The sequence below is a fragment of the Deinococcus planocerae genome (genome assembly GCF_002869765.1).
Lineage (GTDB): Bacteria > Deinococcota > Deinococci > Deinococcales > Deinococcaceae > Deinococcus > Deinococcus planocerae.
Map to the genome: position 1 here is coordinate 26,457 of NZ_PNOR01000002.1, position 20,026 is coordinate 46,482.

Here is a 20,026-nt window from a genome sequence, read left to right on the forward strand (position 1 = left end):
CGCCCTTCGTAGGAGAAGTGTAAGAACTGCACCTTAGAGTGAAGGGCCGATGAAAATTCGCACGCTGCTGATCCTGTTCAGTCTCGGGGGTGCCGGTGCTCAGACGACCTATACCGTCCAGGCCGGTGACACCCTGAGCAGCGTCGCGCGGAGGTACCAGACCACCCCGGCGGCCTTGCTGACCCTGAATGCCCTCCCCAGCACGACAATCCAGGTGGGGCAGACGTTACACCTCCCCCCTCCCCCCCAGCACACGGTTCAGGCGGGCGAGACGCTGTACAGCATCGCGCGGCAGTCCGGCACCACCCCCGAGGCGCTCATCGCGCTCAACGGCCTGTCGAGCAGCACCCTGCGGGTAGGCCAGACCCTGCAACTGACAGATGGCCCACCGCCCTCGGCCGTTTCCCCCGCTGTCCCGGCCCCATCACCCGTGGTCACGACGGCGACCCCGCCCGGGCCGTCCCTCCCGTCCCTCACCGTGCCGGTCGCGGGACGGCTCGAACGTGGCCTCTTCACCCCCGGGCGGCTCCCGGCGTTCACCGACGTGCTGCTGCGCACGGCCAGCCTGGGCGGACCCCGCCCGGCAAGCGCGTACCTGCCAGAAGTCGGGTTCGGGTACCAGACCCTTAACAACTGCGGGCCTGCGGCGGTTGCCGCCGCACTGAATGCTTACGGGATAGAGGCGGACCAGCGGACCTGGCAGGCGCGGCTGCGTCCCACCGGCAGCAACATGTACACCGAGGATGCGGGGGCGCTGCTGACCGAACTCGGCTTCGAGGCCCCGGCCCTGCGCGGCGGCACCATCGAGAACGTGAAGCGTCACGTGGCCGACGGGCACCCGGTCATCGTCCTGCAATACCACAGCGTTCTCGGCAAGACCCCGCACTTCCGCGTGGTGCGAGGCTACGACGACGCCAAGGGCATCCTGATCATGAGCGACTCCCTGAGCGGACCCAACGTCGCCCTGACCGAGCACGACTTCGACCTGCTGTGGAACACCCAGGGCCGTCAGTACCTTCCGGTGGAGCCACCGCAAGGCTGACCGGGGCATCCAAACGCCCACGCAGGTGTCCTTGACCTGTTCAGGTCGCAGAGGGCCGTGGGACGAGGATGAACAGACTCAGCCGGACGGTTCTGAAGGAAAGCTCCACCTGAGGATCGTCTCGACCTCTCCCACTGATATAACCGGGACATCTTCAGCCGCGGTCCCACGTACCCTGAGCAGCAGGGATCCCTGCCCGCTGACCCCGTTCGCCCCGGAGGCCCCATGAGTACCTCGAACCACGTTCTCGCGCTTGTGAAAAGCCATGTCGACCGGGACGACCAGCAGTTCCTGTCGGTGGCCTTGCAGGTCGCGGCGCGCGAGGCCAGGCAGGGACACGGCAACGTGGCGCAGGAACTCCGGAAGCTGATCGACCTCGCCCGCTCGCGGGAGGGCCTCCCGCCGCCGGCTTCCCCCTCCCCGCTGGTGTTCCAACCGCTGCCGCCCAAGGGGGAACTGGCCTCCCTGCTGTCGGTGTCGCACCCGCGCCAGCGGCTCAAGGACCTGGTCCTGCCCGACGAGACGGCCGGACGCCTGGAGCGGGTGATTCACGAGTACGTGCAGCAGGAACGGCTGCGGGCCTTCGGGCTGACCCCGCGGCGCAAGATCCTGATGATCGGCCCGCCCGGCAGCGGCAAGACGCTGACCGCGCACGCCCTGGCCGGCGAGCTGGGGCTGCCGCTCATGACCCTGCTGCTCGAGGGGGTGATCACGAAGTTCATGGGGGAGACGGCGGCGAAACTGCGGACGGTCTTCGAGGCGATGGGCACGATGAGGGGCGTCTACTTCTTCGACGAGTTCGACGCCATCGGCGCGAGGCGCAGCGCGGGCAACGACGTGGGGGAGATTCGGCGCGTCCTGAATTCGTTCCTCCAGTTCCTCGAGCAGGACACCTCCACGAGTCTGATCGTCGCGGCCACGAACCACCCGGAACTCCTCGACCCGGCCCTCTTCCGCCGCTTTGACGACGTCATCGAGTACCAGTTGCCCAGCCCGGCCGTCGTCACCCGCATCCTGAAGAACAAGCTGGCCCGGTTCGCGCCGCCGAAATTCTCCTGGTCGAAGGCGGCCGCCGCCGCCGAGGGGCTGAGTCATGCCGAGGTGGCCCGGGCTGCGGAGGAAGCCGCGAAGACGGCCATTCTGGGTGGACGCGAGCAGATCGGGGGCACGGAACTGCTCGCGGCGATTGAGGAACGCAAACTCGCCCGCCGCTGACGCGCCGAGCCGCTAAGATGCGGGACATCCCGCATGACTGATCCGCGACGCGATCTGAACCACCTCTATCTGGAGAGTCCTGGGCAAGCCACACGGTACGAGGTGCAGGGCAACGTCAGGGCGCACATCACGCCGCGCGACGATCGCGCCGCGCACGCGGCGGCCCTGGCGGGTCAGCTCGCGCTGGCCAGGCAGGCGCTCTCGGGCCTGCCCCGGGACCCCGCGTTCCCCGAGGGGCCGCAGGGGCAGTACCTCGACTTCGAACTTACGGGGCGTGACGCGGACAAAGCTCTCCTGCAGCGGCTGGAGGGTCGGCGACAGGGCATCGAGGTGGCCTCGGTCCGGCGGGACCCAGCGACGAACCGCGTGATCGCGACGGTGGTCGTGCCGGAAACGGCGGCCGAGGCCTACGACCGGCGAATCCACGAGTACGCCAGCGTGGACACTCCCGGGGGCAAGCCCAAACGCGCGTCCCTGGTGACGAACATCGAGGGGATCCGGCACGCCGCCCTGCGGTCCATCTTCGTCGGGGACGCCGCGTCGCTGCCCGGGCCGGGGGCGGCCGTGTGGTGGGAGGTCTGGGTCCGGCAGGGCGCGGCTGAGGAGTTCCGGCAGGTCGCGCGGCGGGTGGAACTTACCGTGGCCGAGGAGAGCCTGAGCTTCCCAGACCGGGAGGTGCTGCTCGTGCACGGGTCCTTCGACGCGCTCAGCCGGATCTTCCTCCACACGGTCGTGATGGCGGAGTTGCGCCTGTCGCGCGATACGCCCGACGTGTTCGTGCGCATGAACAATGCCGAGCAGGCGGAGTGGGTGGACGAGGCTGCCACGCGTCTTCTGCCCCCCGACGCGTCGGTGCAGACGTCCGTCCTGCTGCTCGACAGCGGCGTCACCCAGCCCCACCCCCTGATCGCCACGCACCTGCATCCGAACGACTGGCAGACCTGGCACCCCCACTGGGGACCGGACGACTCCGGGTGGGACGGGCACGGCACCGCCATGTCGGGGCTGATCCTGCACGGGGACGTCCTCGGGTTCCTGCTGTCGAGCGCGGCGGCGAGGCTCAGTCACCGGCTGGAGTCCGTGAAGATCCTGCCGCCGATCGGGCACAACCCCCACCACCTCTACGGGCGCATCACCCAGGACGCGGTGCGGCAGATGGAGGGGACCAACCCCCAGCGGCAGCGCGTCATCTGCCTGGCGGTGACGGCGACCCTCGACGTGAACCGGGGCCGGCCCACGGCCTGGTCCGCCGCGCTCGACCAGCTCACGTCCGGGGGCGGTGACGAGCCCCAGCGCCTCGCGGTGGTGGCGGCCGGGAACAACACGCCTGCGGTTCCCGACCTGTTGAGCGATTACCTGGGATCGGCCGATACCGCGCAGGTGCACAGCCCCGCCCAGGCGTGGAACGTCCTGACCCTGGGGGCGTACACCGACAAGACCAACCTGCTTGACCCTCGGTACACGGGATGGTGGCCGGTGGCGCCCGGGGGGGACCTGTCCCCGACCAGCAGCACGTCCGTGCTCTGGCAGGAACAGTGGCCTATCAAGCCGGAGATCGTGATGGAGGGGGGCAACGTGATCGTCAACGGGGGCACCTTCGACGCGAAGCACCCGGACGTCCGGCTGCTCACGGCGGATTTCGACCTCACGACGGGGCACCTGCGGGACTTCGGGGACACGAGCGCGGCGGCGGCGCTGGGGGCGCGCATGGCGGCGCAACTCGCGGCGGAGTTCCCGCACTACTGGCCGGAGACGATCCGGGCGCTGATGGTGCATTCCGCCGAGTGGACGCCCGCTATGCAGGCGCGCCTGGCCGGACCCCGCCGCCTGGATGTCCGGAATCTCCTGCGTCGGTACGGGTACGGCGTCCCCCAGCTGGAGCGGGCCCGCCGCAGCGCGCGGAACGACCTCACGCTGGTCGTCCAGGACGCCCTGCGCCCGTTTGAGGCGGTGGGCAGCCGAACCCGGATGAACGAGATGCACCTGCACCGCTTCCCCTGGTCGGCCATCGACACGGCGGCGCTGGAGGGCCTGGACCTCGAGATGCGCGTCACGCTGTCGTACTTCGTGGAACCCAACCCCAGTGAACGCGGTTATGCCCAGCGGTTCCGCTATGCCTCCCACGGCCTGAGGTTCGCGGTGAAAGGCCCGCTGGAAACCGAGGCGGACTTCAAGGCCCGCATTCAGCGGGAGAGCCTGCCCAACGAGGGGAGCAGCATCCGGGACGCGGGCAACGACCACTGGGCCTTCGGCCCGAAGCTCCGAACGTCCGGTTCGATTCACTCGGACCGCTGGCGTGGGGACATCGCAACCCTGCAGGCCTGCGAGGCGGTGCTGGTCTACCCTGTGAGTGGCTGGTGGCGCGAGAAACGGGGCGGCACCCCGCCGTATGTTGACCGCGACGCGCGGTACGCCCTGATCGTGAGCCTGCGGGCCCTGGAGGCGGATGTCGACATCTACACGCCCATCGCCACGGCCCTGAGCATCCCCGTGGAGACCACCGTGTGACGGCTGGGGGGTCCCCGCCGTGAGGCCGAGGTGGAGCGGGGCGGGTGGTTTCCCCGGTCGCACCAGGGCGGGCCGTCGGGGTCACCCCGTCTCCTCCGCTGGTCCCGTCCGGAGCGGCATGAGGCGAGCGCCCGGATTCCCTGCCCGTTGAAGAAGGTCTCACGAGGTCGGCGCGGCCTCTGCCCCACCGCTTCAGGTCTTCGTCACGCCCGGAGCGCCGAAGGAAGCGGGGAGAGGCCTTCCCGGTGCAGGCTGCCCCTCCACTTGGAACTCCTGGCGGGCCACCCCTCCGCGCGGTGTTCTCCGCCGGGCCGGGGCGCACCTGCCGCGGGGCGCAGCCCTCGATCAGGCCGTTCTCGATGGCGAACCGGTCGTCCTGCTCGTCCAGCTCCGCTTCCCGGCCCTCGTTCACCAGGCATTGAATGCGGGCGGCGCGGTCTTCCTGGGCCGTCTGTTCGGGCTGGCCGGTGCGGTCGGGTTGGGTCATCGTTCCAGTGCAGCAGGCCTGCGTGAAGGCCACCGGCCAGCGGTCTCAAGGGCGGCTGAAGTTGGCCCATGACGCCCGCCCGGGAGCGTGCCTCCGGACGGGCGCCGGGCCGGGCGTCTCCTTTCAATCGGTCGAGGAACTCGGCTTGGCCGCAGGACTCGGCGTGCCGCGGGAGAGGAGGGACACGGCGGCCAGGATCACCAGGGCCAGCAGCCCGCCGTACAGGAAGGCGTGGTCGGGCAGTCGCGCGCTCAGGAGGCTCGCCACCGGGTACGAAAAGGCCCACCACAGGTGACTCCACGCGAAGTGCGCCCCGTACACCCGCCCCTGCGCCGCCTCCTCGGTGCGTTCGGCCAGCAGCGTCTCGGTCGGCAGGTTCACCCAATTCTGCCCCACCCCCGCCACCAGCCACAGGATCATCAGCGGCGCCAGGCCCACCACGTCCCCCGGCAGGATCGCCAGCGAGGTCAGCAGCGCCCCCGCCAGGATGAAGGTCGTCCTCGGCACCCGCCGCCCCGCCGCCCCCACCGCCAGCGAGGCGACCGTCGCCCCCAGGCCGTAGAGCGCCATCACCCAGCCGTACTGCGCCTCGCCGAGATTCAGCCCTCCCTGCACCCGCACCACCGTCACGACCAGGATCAGCGCGCCCGCGACCGCCGCCACCAGTTCCATCAGGAGCGCGAAGCGGACCGGCGCGTCCCGCCACAGCCGGGCCGTGCCGTCCCGCACGTCCGCGAGGGTGCTGCGCTCCACCTCCCCCCGCCCCGCCCGCAGGCTGGGCAGGGTGAGCACCAGCAGGCCCGCCAGCACAAAGGACGCCGCGTCGAAGAAGAACAGACTGCGCCCCCCCACGAAGGCGGCCAGGACCCCGGCCAGCCCGGGGCCGACGATGCCCAGCAACTCGGTCGTCGCGCTGGAGAGCGCGAAGGCGGGGCCCGCGTCCTCGCGCCCAACCACCAGCGGCACGGTGGCCTGGTTGGTGGGGGTGAAGAAGGCCGTCAGGCTGTTGAGCAGGAACATCAGGACGTAGACCTGCCACACTTCCCCCACGAAGGGCATCAGGCCGATCACGACCGCGCGGGCGAAGTGGCAGCCCACCAGGATGGTCCGGCGTTCCAGGCGGTCGGCGAGCACCCCGGCGAGCGGGGAGAACAGCACGAAGGCGGTCACGCGCAGGGTGAGGGCCGTGCCCAGCACGACGGCGGCGTCCTTCTCGGCGAGCTGGTAGGCCAGCAGGGCGAGCGCGACCCAGGTGAAGGCGTCGCCGATCTGGCTGATCGTCTGGGCGGCGTAGAGCCGGGCAAAGCGGGCGTTGCGCAGCGCGGAGAATGGGGCCAGGGCGTTCACTGGACGCTTCCCATCACCGTCTCGGTGCCGGGGTGGTCGGGGAGGCCGAGGCGTTCGTGCTGGGCGTGGGAGAAGGCCTCCTGCAGGAGGCGGGCGACGTGCCCGTCGGCGAGGTGGTAGTACACGCTGGTCGTCTCGCGGCGGGTCCTGACCAGCTCGGCGCTCCGCAAGAGGGCGAGGTGGCGGCTGACGGTGCTTTGGGGGACGCCCAGGGCCTCGACGAGCTGGCCGACATTGCGCTCGCCGTCCCTGAGCAGCAGCAGCAGTTGGACCCGTAGGGGTTCGGACAGGGCCTTGAACACTGCGGTGACCCGGCTCAGGTCCTCCGGGTGGGCCGGGCTGGGAATGGCGTGGCGGTGCATGCTGCTATCCTAACATCCGTGCTTCCGAATATACGAAAATTAGAAACCTGCTCCGTGACCGTTCGCGTTCCCCCCGCCCAGATCGTGGGGCAGGTCACTCGCAGCGACGACCCGCGCCTGCCGGTCGGCATGTCGGTGGGCCTGCGGCTGGCCGACTTCGAGGGCATCTCCGAGCCCAGCGTCACGGTGGAGGGGGTCACCCGTCCCATCGTGATGCTCGCCCTCGACCGCCTTCCTAACGGGAGCCAGGACGTGACCTTCGAGCTGTTGGAGGCGTCCTCTTCCTCCCCAGAGCCGGGCGGGAACGGTCCCGACGACCCAGGACCGTGACCGGTCTCCCCCCGATCGTCGGGGCCGGTCCGTTCAAGTCGGCGTGTGGCTCCAAACCTCATGGACCAGCGCCCTGGCCCACCCGGTCAGCCGGGGTGTCCACCCCGGCTGGTGAAGCGTGGAGAATGGCCTGCCCCGGCTGGTGGACTCCCCTGCTCGATGACCAGGAGCCGCGCGGGTCGAAGGGTTGACCCTGGGGAACGCCGGGCGTGTGGGAGCGAACTTCCAGGCAACCCCGGCCGGGTTACACGAACTTAACACCTCGCGCCTAGCCTTGCGCCAGGAGGTGGAGATGAACTGCCGACGACCCATCCCCGCGCCCGCGACCACCCAGAGTGCGGCCGTGACCCATCCCGGTGCCGCGACACGCCGCGTCCCCGCTGGTGCCCACTGGCGGCGGGCGGCCCGGACGCTCCAGGCCCGGCCCGCCCGCCAGGAGTTTGCCCTGACCCGCTCCCCCATCCGGGATGAGGGCGAGACGCCAGGCCCCCGACACTTCGTGCCCGGACACCGGACCCCCGGCGATCCCATCCTGCTGCCGGGCAGCCATACCGCGCGCGGGACGTCCTGCCGCCCCGCGCGGGCGCTCGCCCGCTTCGGGGGCGCCCCTCTCCGCAGGCAGTCTGGCGGCAGGAACCCCTGGATGATCGCGGGCGACACCTTCGAGCACCGGATGGAGGGGGTGAAGGGCCGGTGCGTTCCACGGGCCCGCGTCTTCTCCACGTCCAAGTTCCGGGGGCGGGCATGACTCCCGCCGCGACCGGTTGGGCGACCATCGACGTCATCCTCGCGGTGTGGTTCGGGCTGACCGCGCTGTCGGCGGCCTACGTCGCCTGGGACGCCTTCACCCGCAACCCGGAGATGAAGGTCATGAAGTGGGGCTGGTTGCTCGTCACCCTCTACACCGGCCCGGTGGGCGCGGCGCTCTACATCCTGTCCTGCCAGGAACCGGCTCCCGGCACCCACGAGACCTTCGTCCAGCCGCTGTGGAAGCAGAGTGTGGGCTCGAGCATCCACTGCCTGGCGGGGGACGCGACCGGCATTATCGTGGCTGCCGCGATCACGATGACCCTGGGCCTGCCGATGTGGCTGGACGTGATCAGCGAGTACGTGTTCGGCTTCCTGTTCGGGCTGCTGATCTTCCAGGCGCTCTTTATGCGGGACATGCTGGGCGGCTCGTACCTGCGGGCGGTGCGGCGCTCGTTCCTGCCGGAGTGGGTCTCGATGAACGCGGTGATGGCGGGCATGGTGCCGGTGATGGTGATCCTGATGAGCCGCGACATGACGGCGATGGAACCCACCTCGCTGCGCTTCTGGGGGGTGATGTCCCTGGCGACCCTGGTGGGCTTCGCCGTGGCCTACCCGGTCAACGTCTGGCTGGTGGCGAGCGGTCTCAAGCACGGCATGGGCACGGTGCGGGCCCTGGGCCGGGGCGGACACGACCTCGCCGCCGAGGAGCGCCTGATCGAGCGCACCACCGGCGAGGTGCCCGCGCCCAACGCCTCCACCGCCCACCACTCCATGAAAGGCATGTGACATGAACGACCAGCCAGATCCTCGGAAGTCCACTCCGTCCCCGGACCACGGCGGTATGGACATGACCCCCAAGGTGTCGCGTCCCCAGATCACGGCCGTGGCGATCCTGAGCGTGCTCGCCCTGGCGGCGGGCGTCGGTCTGGCGGCCGCCTTCGGCGACCTGAGCATGAGCGCCCGCGAGATGAACATGCCGGGCCAGAACATGCCCGGGATGGACATGAGCGGGAACACCTCCGGAATGCCGGGCATGCCCGGGATGAACATGGGCGGGGGCAACGCGAACACGGGCCCGGCCGCCCAGACGCCCACCCACGTGGGCGAGCTGCCCGCCACGCCCCTCCAGACGCCCACCCGGATGGGTGACCTGGTGATGCCGCCCGGCATGATCATGACGAAGACGATGAACATGGAGGCGATGCGGGACATGGCCGCAGTGGACCTCACCCGGGTCCGGTTCACGGCCCCCGCGAACGCCCGGGGAGACCGGACCCTCACGCCGCAGGTGGTGGGCGGGGTGAAGGTGTTCAACTTCGAGACCTCGCTGATCCGCTGGAACATCCTGCCGAACGTGCAGGTGGCGGCCTACGCCGTGAACCGCCAGGTGCCGGGGCCGCGCCTCCAGCTCACCCAGGGGGACCGGGTGCGGATCAACGTGAAGAACAGCCTGCCGGAGAGCACGACGATCCACTGGCACGGCCTGATCGTGCCGAACAACATGGACGGCCCGGCAGATGTGACCCAGCAGCCCATCGCGCCCGGCGAGACCTTCACGTACGAGTTCACCGTGCGGCAAGCCGGCACGTACTTCTACCACTCGCACAAGAACCCCGACCGCCAGCAGGGCCTGGGGCTGTACGGGGCGCTGCTGGTGAAGCCGAAAAGCGCGGCGGGCGAGCCGAAGGCGGACCTCGACTCCACGGTGCAGTTGCAGGAGTGGCTCCAGCGCGAGGGCTACACCTTCCCGGCGATGATCATGGAGGGCGCGCTGCCCAACTTCTTCACCATCAACGGCAAGGCGTACCCGGAAACCGACACCATCCGCATGAAGGTCGGCCAGACGGTGAGGCTGCGTTTCGTCGGCAGCAACAACAACTTCGTGCACCCCATGCACGTGCACGGCGGCCCCTTCGAGGTCGTGGCGCGCGACGGCGAGACCTTGAAGGAAAGCGCGCGCTACCTCGCGGACACCGTGAACGTCGGCCCCGGGCAGCGCTACGACGTGATCTGGAAGGCCCGGGAGAAGGGCACCTGGCTGATCCACTGCCACATCCCGCACCACACCACCAACGACAACGTTGAGGAGCAGGGGGGCGGGGGGCTCACCATGCGCATCCAGGTCTCCTGAGACGGCGGTCGGAGCGGGAGGATGAGAGCGAATACGCCTTCCCGAAGAAGGTCAGCGAAGCGGGCGTATGGCCGGGCGATCCCCGGCGGTCAAGGTCAGTCAATGGCACCTCTGCGCCACGGGCTGGGGGGGCAGGATGGGAAGCCTGTTCGAGGGAGATGTGGATATGCCCAGGCAACTGCTGATCGTCGAGGACCAGCCGAACGACGTCGAGTTGGCGCGCGCCGCCCTGGCCTTGAGTCAGGTGGGGTGTGAGGTCAGCGTGGCCCGGGATGGGACCGAGGCGCTGGACCTGTTGCGGCAGCCGGGTCCCTGCCCGAACCTGATCCTGCTGGACCTGAACCTGCCAGGCGTCGGTGGCCAGGAGGTGCTGACGGCGGTGAGGGCGAATCCGGCGTGGCGGCACGTGCCGGTGGTGATTTTCACCACGTCGGACGAGCCACGCGACCGGGCCGCCTGTGCCGCCGCCGGGGCCGACGAGTATGTGCTCAAGCCGGGCGGCTTCGGAGAACTGATCGACCTCTTCAACAGGTTGGGACGGCGCTGGTTCACGGCTGAGCATTGCACTTGAGGGGAGAGAGTGGTTGGCGCAGGTGCCGGCAAGGGAGGCCTTCACGGTCGAGCTCGTCAGGCGACAGGACTTTGGGGTGTGGACCAAGAGGGAACGCTGTTGCGCCTTCAGCGCAGGATGGCCACCAAGCGTTTTCTCTCGTCGTCCAGCCGGGGCATGACCCAACGCGGTAGACCCTGAGGGTGTGGGGTCGGGTGCAAGCGTGTGGCAGCCCCAGTCCGAGCGGCAGGCGCAATCCGATCTACGCTCGCCTCGTTCCGGAGGGCGCACAATGAGTTCAGCGATGTGCCCCCCCTTCGTCTTCACCATCGTCGCGCCCGAGGGGGTCTTCCAGGCCCGCTTCACGCTGGAGGCCGGCCGCCACTACTGGCCCGGCGAGGTGCAGGTGGAACGGCGGGAAGACCAAGGCCCTCACGACCACACCCTGACCGTCACGGCCACCCGTCTGCCCTCGGAAGATGACTTTCGCGAGCTGGCGGCCCGGGCGGCGACGCGCAGCGCAAATCCACCTCTCGACCCGCTCGGGCGGTTGTTGTTCCTGCTCATCCCCTTCTGAAAGACCACGCGCGCCGGAAATCCCGTGGATGGGCGCGGGGTGGAGAGCAGCGCTGCCCGGGCAGGCCGCCTGCTCTCAAGGACGTCCGGGTAGGCGGGCAGAAGATCGTTCCTTGGGCAAATCTCCGTCCTCCTCGGTACGGTCTTGCAGGGGAGGTCCGCTGGAAAGCAACAGCCTCAGGGGGAGATCGGGCGTTATGAGAAGCAGAGCCGTAAGCCGAAACCCAGACCTACACTCCGGGGCCCTTCTTGTCGTGATGGTCTTCCTTCCAGACCCACCTGGTCCTTCCAGGCGATCCTGCTCAGGTCAGAGCCAGCGGCGCACGCGGCGGCGGTACCCCTCATAGGCCTCTCCATGCACCCGGGACAGGTACGCCTCCTCCAGCCGCACCTGCACGCCCATCACCACCTCCCCGGCCACCAGCACCGCCAGCGTCACCGCGTTCGGCACCACCAGGAAGAGCCCCAGCAGGTTCACCCGCATCCCCAGGAAGATCGGGTTGCGGGAATGGGCGAACAGCCCCCGCTGCACCAGGTCGGTCCGGGCGCCCTCGTCCCCCCCGATCCGCCAGGAGGCCCCCATCCCCGCCTGCGCGGCGGCGATCCACCCCAGGGAGGCCAGCAGCAGCCCCCACCCCAGGAACGCCAGACGTGGGTCCAGCAGGGCGGGGACCGGGCCGAGCCAGGCCTCCAGCCCGGGCACCAGGTTCAGTCCCAGCACCAGGGCCAGGACCGTGAGCAGCAGGACCCGCATCGCGCGCCCGACGTACCCGTGCGCGGAGTCGTCCGCAGGCAGCACGTAGGGATTGACCCCCGTCCGCCGCCACACCAGCAGCGAGCGCCACACGAAGGCGATCCACAGGTACGCCAGCGTGTAGACGAGCAGGGCCAGGGCTTCCATCGGGTCTCGCGTCATCGTCCGTCACCTCACACCTATATATGAGCATACATTCAGACATTAGGAAAGCCTGCCGCTGACCCTTAGCCGTATCACCCTTGACTTGTTTTAGGCTTGCCTAAATAATGATTTATGACGGACCGAACTCTCTCGCACGCGATGGAGGATTATCTCAAGCAGCTCTACCTGCTGGGCCAGGGAGGGACCGTGGGCACCCAGGCGCTCGCCGAGGCCCTGAACGTCACCCCCGCCAGCACCACCGGCATGCTGCGAAAACTCACCGACCTCGGCCTGGTCGATCACGCGGCCTACCGGGGTGCCCGGCTCACCCCCGCCGGGGAGAAGGTCGCGCTGGAGGTGCTGCGCCACCACCGCCTGCTGGAGCTGTACCTGCACCGCGCGCTGGGCTACCCCCTCGACGAGGTGCACGACGAGGCCGAGCGCCTGGAGCACGTGATCAGCGAGGCCTTCGAGGCCCGCATCGCCGCCTGGCTGGGCGACCCGAACTTCGACCCGCACGGCGATCCCATCCCCCGGCTCAACGGGGAACTGCCCGCCCAGGGCGAACGCCCGCTGGGGCGCCTCCCGGAGGGGGAGCGGGCCCAGGTCACCCGGGTGCCCGAGGACCCGGCGGTGCTGCGCGGCCTGATGGAGGCGGGGCTGACGCCTGGCGTGGAGGTGAAGGTCCTGATTCACGACCCGGCGCTGGGCACCCTGACCCTGGAGGTGAGCGGGCTCCCGCTGACCCTGGCGCTCTCCGTGGCCGAGCGGGTGCGGGTCTCCGAGGGGGTGACGGCGTGAGCCGCGTGTCCCCCAGCCTGGACGAGCGGATGAACGCCCGGGCGGTCGCCATTCTAGAACGCACCTCGAACCGGCGGGGCCTGGGGCGGGTGCTGCCCTTCCTGGGTCCGGCCTTCGTCGCGTCGGTCGCGTACATGGACCCCGGCAACTTCGCCACCAACATCCAGGGCGGCGCGCAGTTCGGTTACCTGCTGCTGTGGGTGGTCCTCTCGGCCAGCCTGATGGCGATGCTGATCCAGACCCTCTCGTCCAAGCTGGGCATCGTCACCGGGAAGAACCTGGCCGAGCACATCCGTGACCGCTGGCCCCGGCCCGTGGTGTGGTTCTACTGGGTGCAGGCCGAGATCGTGGCGATGGCGACCGACCTCGCGGAGTTCCTGGGCGCCGCGCTGGCCTTTTCCCTGCTGTTCGGGCTGCCGCTGCTGTGGGGGGCGGTGATCACCGGCGTCATCACCTTCACGATCCTGGCCTTGCAGAACCGGGGCTTCCGGCCCATCGAGATCGCCATCACCGCGTTCGTTGGGGTGATCGCGCTGGCGTACGTGGTGCAGGTGATCCTCAGCCGCCCGGGCCTCGACGCCCTGGGCGGGTTCGTGCCGCGCTTCTCCGGCCCCGAGAGCCTGTACCTGGCGGTGGGCATCATCGGGGCGACGGTGATGCCGCACGTGATCTACCTGCACAGCGCGCTGACCCAGGGGCGCATCCCGGCCGGGACGGAGGAGCAGAAACGGCGGCTGGTCCGCTACAACCAGCTCGACGTCCTGCTCGCCATGAGCATCGCGGCATTGATCAACCTGAGCATGCTGGCCTCGGCGGCGGCGGCCTTCCACTTCAGCGGCCAGGTGGAGGTGGCGGACCTGACGGTGGCGTACCGGACCCTGACCCCGCTGCTGGGTGGGGCGGCGGCGGTGGCGTTCGCGCTCGCGCTGCTCTCCTCCGGGCTTTCCAGTTCGACGGTGGGCACGATGGCCGGGCAGGTGGTGATGCAGGGCTTCGTGGGCTTCCGGATTCCGCTGCTCGTGCGGCGGTTGATCACCATGCTGCCCGCCTTCGCGGTGATCCTGGCGGGGCTCAACCCCACCGACACGCTGGTGCTCTCGCAGGTGGTGCTCTCCTTCGGCATCCCCTTCGCGCTGGTCCCGCTGCTGCTGTTCACCGCCCGGCGCGACCTCATGGGGGGACTGGTCAACACCCGCCTCGTCACGGTGACGGGATGGCTGATCGCGGCGCTGATCATCAGCCTGAACGTCTACCTGCTCGCGCAGACCTTCCTGGGGTAGCGCGTGGCCCCCGTTCCGTCCCGCGCCGGAGGTGTCCTATGCCGCTGGAATTCGTCGCCGCCCCCGTCCTGGCGAGTGCCGGGCTCGCCCTCTTCCGCCACTTCGAGGAGGGCACCCGCCCCAAGAGGCGCCTGGCGAAGTGGGCCGTCTACTTCGTGGGGGTGGGGCTGACCACGCGCGCGGTGGGGCGCCCGTGGTCGCTGGTGTGGACCTTCGGCCCCTTCGCCCTGGGGACCGTCTTCCACCTGTCCTGGTGCGCCCGGCACGGCATCCACCCGCTCACCGCCGAGCCGAGGGCGCGCTACCGCGAGTTGCGCGGCTGGCCCCGGCAGCCCTGAGCACCTGCCGGAAAGCGCCGAGCGTGCCACATCTGGGCTCGTCGCGGTGGCCGGAGGTGGATCGCGGCACGGCCTGGCAGGCTGGGTCTCCCCTGCTCAGGGGCGAGCCCGCCCGCGGCCTCCTGTTCGTGGCGTGGGAGGCCGCTCTGCTCGTCCCATGTCCGTGCTGACGCCCCCCGCGCCAGGCCTGCTGGAAGCGAAGGCCAAGCTGTTCCGGGGCCTTTCCGACCGCTCGCGGCTGAGCCTCCTGGAGGCCCCGCGCGAGGAGCCACGCCGCATGTCCGAACGGGTGGCCCTCACCGGCCTGACCCAGCCCAACGTCAGCACCCCCTGGCCTGCCTGCGGGACGGCGGCCTGGTGCAGGCCGAGCGGGTGGGGCGCTTCCACCGTGACCGGCTGAGGGGCGCGCGGGTGGGACAGAGGCTGGCCCTGATCGACGACCTGCTGGCCGAGGTGGCAACCGGGGTGGCCGCGTGCGGCCATGACCGGGGAAGGTTCCCTTCCTCCTGATCTTCCAGTCTCCCGCGCGGATCAGCCCCGACGGATATCCTCGGCAGGATGATTCGCCCTTCTCAAGAGCCGGCTGGGCCGGGGTATGGCTGAACTCCTCCCGGCCGCCCTGGTGCAGGGGGTTGGGGTGAGTGCCGCGCACCTGATGGGCGTGAGTGCGCTGAACGCCTTCGTGCTGCGCCAGGCCCTGCACCGCCACCACCCGCTCGCGGCGGGGACGGCGGGCGCCTTGTCGGACGCGCTGTTCATCCTCCTCGGTGCGACCGGGATCGGGGCGCTGCTCACCGGACTCCCCGCGCTGGCGCCCCTCGCCGCCTGGGGCGGGGCCGCGTTCCTCTGCTGGCACGGCGGGAAGGCCTTCCGGGCTGCCCGGCACCCCAGGGTCATTGACGCTCGGGCGACGTCACAGGACGCCGGTCCGGCCCGGCAGGTCGCGGCCACCGCTCTGGGCCTGACCCTGCTCAACCCGCACCCGTACCTGGACAGCGTGGTGCTGTTCGGGGCCGTCTCCGCGCCCTTCCCGGCGGGGGGCCGGACGCTCTTCGCCCTCGGCGCCATCGCGGCGTCCTGTGCCTGGTACGCGCTGCTGGCCCTGGGCGGGGCCCGCCTCGCGCCGCTGTTCCGCTCGCCCCAGGCGTGGCGGGTGCTCGACGTCCTGGTGGGGACGTTGATGTGGGCGTTCGCCCTGTCCCTGGTGTGGCGAGCCTTGCACGGCGAGGTGGGGAAACCCCACGGATGACGCCGACGTTCCGGGACGAACGCCGGGAGCGGTGCCCCACGGCTATCCTGAGGTCAGGACTTCGGCAGGTGACATGGGCTCCAAGCAGACCAGACTGCAACTCGACCAACTGACCGACTACCGGGCGTTCGAACGTCTTTGCAACGCCCTGATGGTGAAGTACGGCTACACCGAGTTCGAGCCCCTGGGCGGCACCAACGACAAGGGGCGCGACGCCGTGCATTACTGCGCGCAGAAGAACGAGCACACCGTGTTCTCGTACAGCGTCCGTCAGGACTGGGAACGGAAACTCTTCGAGGACCTCGAAAAGATTCGGCGGCACGACCACCCCTGCCAAGTGGTCGTGTACGTCACCACCCAGGAGATCAGCGCCGCGGATCAGGACCGGGTCAAGGCCCGCGTCCGGGAAACCTACGGCTGGCGGCTACGGATCTGCGACCTGGAGTGGCTCTCGACCCTGGTGGACAAGCACGCCGATCTCCAACGGATGTACCCCGAGATCTTCTTCCTTCCCGAGCCGGGCGAGTCCCCGTACGTTCCTCTTGACCTCCAGGGGTATGTCGCCTCGGTCAGGGAGCGGCACCACGAGTGGCGGGAGCGCTACACCCCGCTGTTCGCCGACCACTTCGAGTTCGATCTGCTCGTCGCGGAGAAGCGGCCCCTCGGGACGGGAGAGCCCCTGCCCGTGACCCGGCTGCCGCAGGAGGCGCCCCTCACGGTGCTGCTGGGTGAATCTGGCGCGGGCAAGACGACGACCCTCTGGAAGCTGGCTCTGGACTGCGCCCTGGGGTGGGAGGCGGGCCACCGGCCGCTCGTGCCCATCCTGATTCCTCTGCGCAACTGGGCCCCCGGAACACCCGTCGAGGACCTGGCGGTCCAGGCTTTCGCCCCCGTGCAGGGGCATCCGGCCGCCGTTCGGGGGCTGTTGGCGCGCGGGGAGGCCCTGGTCCTGCTCGACGGTCTCAACGAACTGCCCGCTGATCCCCAGGTGCGTGCCGACGCGGGGCGCGACCTCCGGACATTCCTGGACCGCTACCCGGGAGCACGCCACGTGGTGACGTGCCGCACCTCGGACTACGACGAGGCCCTGCTGGACAACGGACGGGGCGCCCTCCCGCGAACGTACGAGGCCCAGCGGCTCACGGCCACGCAGGTGGGGGACTACGTGGGGCGTTCTCTCCCCCCGGAGCGGGCGGCCGAGTTCAACCACCAGCTCCGGCTGCACGACGAACGCGCCTGGGAAGACGCGAGTTCAATCCTGCACCTGGCACGGATTCCCTTCCACCTGCGGCTGATGATCAAGCAGTTCGAGGTCACGGGCGTGCTCCCGGCGGGCACCGCCCCGATGGTGCAGGGCCTCGTCCGCCGGATGGGTGCCCCGAAAGCAGGCTGCCGTGCCCCGGGCGTGGACGCCTACCGCAAGGAGCGCATCCTGGCGACCCTGGCCGGCGCCGGGCTCCGCGACGGGGCGACCATGAGCCTGGCCGTGCCCGTGGCGCGGGGCACGGTCGAGGAGGTGGTGCGGACGTTGCGGGGGGAAGGCGTGATCGCCAGGGAGGTCACGGCCGACGGGGTCTGGTCCGACCTCCTGTCCGAGAACTACCTGAATTACGAGCGGCACCGGACGGGGACCGTCACCACCCGGCGGTGGGACACGGTGGAATGGCTGCATCAGTTGTTTCAGGATTACTTCCTGGCCCTCTACCTGACGGCGGTCTTGCTCCAGGGTGACCCGCCGAGTCGGCAACTCGTCCGCCGGTGGCTGTGGAACGCGCCACGGACCTTCCAGCAGGCCTGCCTGATGGCGCTGGAACTGCTGACCTTGCCACGCAAGCGGCTGGTGTTCGACGAGTTCCGGTGGGTGCCCGGACCGCTGGCGGAGAACCTGCTCGGGCAGCTTCCCCAGCGGGAGATCGAGACCCTGCTCCTCGACGGCGTCCGGGCTGGTCTGGCGCAAGACGCCTGTTCGGCCCGGGCCCTGGAGGACGCGGCACTGTACCACTACACCGAGGGCCTGCCCGGTCTGTTCGTGGAGGCGTTTCGGTCTGTGCCCCTCCCCCACAAGCAGGCCATCGCGGCCACCAACTGTGCCTACGCCATCAAGTTTCAAGCCCAGCCGGGAGCACGGCGCGCTCTGCACAATGCGGAAGCGTGGATCGGGCATCAGGATGAGCTGGTGCGGTTTTACGCGGCCAAGGCCCTGTGGGCCAAGGACCGTGGGCTGGCGGCCAGGACCCTCGAAACGCTGGCCCAGAGGGGAACGGACCAGGCCCGCACGCTGGCTGCCGAACTCATGGCGGCCTGGCAGCCTGAATAAGGGTCCCCTCGTGGGAGAGGGTCGTGCGCCGTTCTGTTCGTGGTTGTCTTCCCAGGGCTCCTGGCGTCGCCCCTGAGCGGTGTAGCGAATCCGCGCCCGCGTTCCGCCTGCGCCTGGCCGCTTCCCCGCTTCATGTGAGGGAACGCCCTCCCGAAGGGTGACGTAACCTGCAACGATGGATACTCCAGGAGTCTGGACGCGGGTGCGGGCCTTCGCCCGAGGTGAGCGGGACGCCGAGACGCTGTACGCCTACCGCCAGGCGGGCGCGCAGGTCCACCCGCTGCTCGACGCCGCCGAGCGCCGCCGCTTCGACCTCACCCTCAGCGGCACCAGTCCCTTCGCGGTGAAGCGCCACGTCGGGCTCGAACTCGCCTGCGCCTGGAACGCCTTCGCGCTGCAAACCCTGGCCGACAAGATGCTGGAGGCGGACGAGGCCGCCGACCCCGGCACGGTGGGCTTCGTGCCACCCGTCACCTACGACCAGGTGCAGGCCTACTACGCCGAGGTGGGGCGCTGGCTGGGGTACGCGAGCGAGGCGGGCCATGACCCGGAGTTCGATGTGCCCGCCGGGACGTTGCCCGCCAGGCTTCCCAAGTGGTCGCCCGTTGAGCCCTGCCCGAGGCCACACCTCGACGCGATGATCGCGGCCCTGGACGCCATGCGGGTCCACGCCGAGGCCGCCATGCACAATCTGGAGCAGGCCACGCCCGAAGCTGACGCCCCGCGGTTGGCCCGGTTGCGCGGCCAGTTCGAGGGGGCGCTGTCGAAAGCGAGCTACGTCTCGGGCATGTACCGGCCGGGCGCGTCGTTGGCCCTGCACGAGCAGGTCGAGGAGCACGCCAAAGGGGCCATCGAGGGGCTGTACCGGGCCGGGCAACTGATCAGCTACCCGGCGCTGCTGACCGAGGGGGGGCGCAGCGCCTCCCCCCGCAAGGCTAAGGGCAAGGTTCCCCTCCCCCGCACGTCCCTCCCCGGGGAGCCGGGCTTCGACCCCTGGGCCATGACCGACCCTAACAGTGTGGACACGCTGCGCAAGGACCCCAACGCCCGGCAGGTGATCGACGAGATGTGGGCGCTCGACCCCGACCCGGCGGCGAGCGTGGCCCTGTGGGACGAGATCCGCCGCGCCGTGGACACGGGCGGGGCCGCGGTGGCGAGGAACACGCGGGGTCAGCCCCTGGGCTTTTACTTCTGCACGCCATACTGCGCGATCTATGAGGCAAAAAGGCCGCTGGTGATTGGGGACACGCCCATCCGCAAGGGCCAGCGCTTCACCTTCGAGCGGGCGGCGGAAGGGGTGCGCCTCGGGTACCCCTACAAGCGAGAGATCGTGGTCGGGAACTTCCAGACCGGGGCGGCCATCGACTACTGCGATCCCGACCAGCCCCCGCCGCACGACGAGTGACCGCCCGGGACACCCTCCTCATCCGCGGCCCGTAACCTGAGGGGGTCGTGAAGACCGCCCGTCCGGTCCCCCTGCCTTGGATGCGCCTGCTGGCGGGACTCCTGACGGTGCTGGCGGCCTTCGCCTTTCAGGCGCGGACGGGCCAGGGGGTGGCGCCCCTGTTCGTGGGCCAGGCCCAGCCCGGCGCTCCGGCACCGCACCATCACCCTGGGGACGAGACCCCACGGCGGCCCTCGGTCCCCCACGCTCACGGCGCCCACTGCCTGTTCTGTCTGACCCAGGCCTACGGGCTGGAGGCCAGCGTGCCGGAACTGGTCACGGGGTCGCCCCGCTCGCCGCCGCCCCCGGCGGTCTTCACCCTTCCGATGAGCCGGGCGCTGCCCCGGCACGCGGACGCCCGCGCGCCACCCCCCTGGCCGAGCTGACCCACCCCCGGGTGG

The 20,026-nt window shown here is 70.0% G+C and carries 20 protein-coding genes; 17 read left to right on the top strand and 3 right to left on the bottom strand.

The window, feature by feature from the left end:
• Positions 1-49 precede the first annotated feature (49 nt).
• From A7B18_RS01165 to A7B18_RS01175, 3 genes are all read left to right on the top strand, one after another.
• Positions 50-1,042 carry a LysM peptidoglycan-binding domain-containing protein gene (locus A7B18_RS01165; protein ID WP_102124838.1) on the top strand — a complete coding sequence of 331 codons (993 nt, stop codon included), beginning with the start codon at positions 50-52 and terminating at the stop codon, positions 1,040-1,042.
• A 225-nt stretch (positions 1,043-1,267) separates the two neighbouring features.
• Complete coding sequence (locus tag A7B18_RS01170) at positions 1,268-2,257, top strand: AAA family ATPase (RefSeq protein ID WP_102124839.1); 990 nt, start codon at positions 1,268-1,270, stop codon at positions 2,255-2,257.
• A 33-nt stretch (positions 2,258-2,290) separates the two neighbouring features.
• Positions 2,291-4,765, top strand: coding sequence for a S8 family peptidase (locus A7B18_RS01175; RefSeq protein ID WP_102124840.1), 2,475 nt, complete (start codon positions 2,291-2,293; stop codon positions 4,763-4,765).
• A gap of 610 nt (positions 4,766-5,375) precedes the next feature.
• Here A7B18_RS01175 and A7B18_RS01180 read toward each other — a convergent pair.
• Both A7B18_RS01180 and A7B18_RS01185 read right to left on the bottom strand, forming a co-directional pair.
• A complete protein-coding gene (locus tag A7B18_RS01180; protein ID WP_102124841.1) occupies positions 5,376-6,599 on the bottom strand; it encodes an MFS transporter in 1,224 nt (407 codons plus the stop codon).
• Positions 6,596-6,961: an ArsR/SmtB family transcription factor gene (locus tag A7B18_RS01185; protein ID WP_102124842.1), complete on the bottom strand. Its 366-nt coding sequence runs from the start codon at positions 6,959-6,961 to the stop codon at positions 6,596-6,598. The genes A7B18_RS01180 and A7B18_RS01185 overlap by 4 nt, the downstream gene beginning before the upstream one ends.
• A gap of 54 nt (positions 6,962-7,015) precedes the next feature.
• Here A7B18_RS01185 and A7B18_RS01190 point away from each other — a divergent pair, with 54 nt between their 5' ends.
• From A7B18_RS01190 to A7B18_RS01215, 6 genes are all read left to right on the top strand, one after another.
• On the top strand, positions 7,016-7,291 hold the full coding sequence (locus A7B18_RS01190) for a hypothetical protein (protein ID WP_102124843.1): 276 nt from the start codon (positions 7,016-7,018) through the stop codon (positions 7,289-7,291).
• Positions 7,292-7,583: 292 nt separating this feature from the next.
• Complete coding sequence (locus tag A7B18_RS01195) at positions 7,584-8,039, top strand: hypothetical protein (RefSeq protein WP_102124844.1); 456 nt, start codon at positions 7,584-7,586, stop codon at positions 8,037-8,039.
• Positions 8,036-8,827 carry a DUF4396 domain-containing protein gene (locus A7B18_RS01200; RefSeq protein WP_102124845.1) on the top strand — a complete coding sequence of 264 codons (792 nt, stop codon included), beginning with the start codon at positions 8,036-8,038 and terminating at the stop codon, positions 8,825-8,827. The genes A7B18_RS01195 and A7B18_RS01200 overlap by 4 nt, the downstream gene beginning before the upstream one ends.
• 61 nt (positions 8,828-8,888) lie before the next feature.
• Positions 8,889-10,172, top strand: coding sequence for a multicopper oxidase domain-containing protein (locus A7B18_RS01205; protein ID WP_245872683.1), 1,284 nt, complete (start codon positions 8,889-8,891; stop codon positions 10,170-10,172).
• Between the two features lie 166 nt (positions 10,173-10,338).
• Positions 10,339-10,743, top strand: a complete 405-nt coding sequence (locus A7B18_RS01210; protein ID WP_102124847.1) for a response regulator — start codon at positions 10,339-10,341, stop codon at positions 10,741-10,743.
• A gap of 271 nt (positions 10,744-11,014) precedes the next feature.
• Positions 11,015-11,299, top strand: a complete 285-nt coding sequence (locus A7B18_RS01215; protein WP_245872684.1) for a hypothetical protein — start codon at positions 11,015-11,017, stop codon at positions 11,297-11,299.
• 306 nt (positions 11,300-11,605) lie between these two features.
• Here the strand turns inward: A7B18_RS01215 and A7B18_RS01220 are convergent, their stop codons facing one another.
• Positions 11,606-12,214: a methyltransferase family protein gene (locus tag A7B18_RS01220; RefSeq protein WP_245872685.1), complete on the bottom strand. Its 609-nt coding sequence runs from the start codon at positions 12,212-12,214 to the stop codon at positions 11,606-11,608.
• 114 nt (positions 12,215-12,328) lie between these two features.
• Here A7B18_RS01220 and A7B18_RS01225 point away from each other — a divergent pair, with 114 nt between their 5' ends.
• The 8 genes from A7B18_RS01225 (at position 12,329) to A7B18_RS01260 (ending at position 20,011) form a co-directional block, all read left to right on the top strand.
• Positions 12,329-12,997 carry a metal-dependent transcriptional regulator gene (locus tag A7B18_RS01225; RefSeq protein ID WP_102124850.1) on the top strand — a complete coding sequence of 223 codons (669 nt, stop codon included), beginning with the start codon at positions 12,329-12,331 and terminating at the stop codon, positions 12,995-12,997.
• Positions 12,994-14,277 (top strand): Nramp family divalent metal transporter, encoded by a 1,284-nt coding sequence (locus tag A7B18_RS01230; RefSeq protein ID WP_425430313.1) that lies wholly within the window; start codon positions 12,994-12,996, stop codon positions 14,275-14,277. Before A7B18_RS01225 ends, A7B18_RS01230 begins: the two co-directional genes overlap by 4 nt.
• 38 nt (positions 14,278-14,315) lie before the next feature.
• Positions 14,316-14,615, top strand: coding sequence for a hypothetical protein (locus A7B18_RS01235; RefSeq protein ID WP_102124851.1), 300 nt, complete (start codon positions 14,316-14,318; stop codon positions 14,613-14,615).
• A 157-nt stretch (positions 14,616-14,772) separates the two neighbouring features.
• Complete coding sequence (locus tag A7B18_RS01240) at positions 14,773-15,015, top strand: ArsR family transcriptional regulator (protein WP_219722080.1); 243 nt, start codon at positions 14,773-14,775, stop codon at positions 15,013-15,015.
• 195 nt (positions 15,016-15,210) lie between these two features.
• A complete protein-coding gene (locus A7B18_RS01245; protein ID WP_102124852.1) occupies positions 15,211-15,864 on the top strand; it encodes a LysE/ArgO family amino acid transporter in 654 nt (217 codons plus the stop codon).
• 73 nt (positions 15,865-15,937) lie between these two features.
• Positions 15,938-18,181, top strand: a complete 2,244-nt coding sequence (locus tag A7B18_RS01250) for an NACHT domain-containing protein (RefSeq protein WP_102124853.1) — start codon at positions 15,938-15,940, stop codon at positions 18,179-18,181.
• A gap of 175 nt (positions 18,182-18,356) precedes the next feature.
• Complete coding sequence (locus A7B18_RS01255) at positions 18,357-19,586, top strand: hypothetical protein (protein ID WP_102124854.1); 1,230 nt, start codon at positions 18,357-18,359, stop codon at positions 19,584-19,586.
• Between the two features lie 47 nt (positions 19,587-19,633).
• Complete coding sequence (locus tag A7B18_RS01260; RefSeq protein WP_102124855.1) at positions 19,634-20,011, top strand: hypothetical protein; 378 nt, start codon at positions 19,634-19,636, stop codon at positions 20,009-20,011.
• Positions 20,012-20,026: the final 15 nt, after the last annotated feature.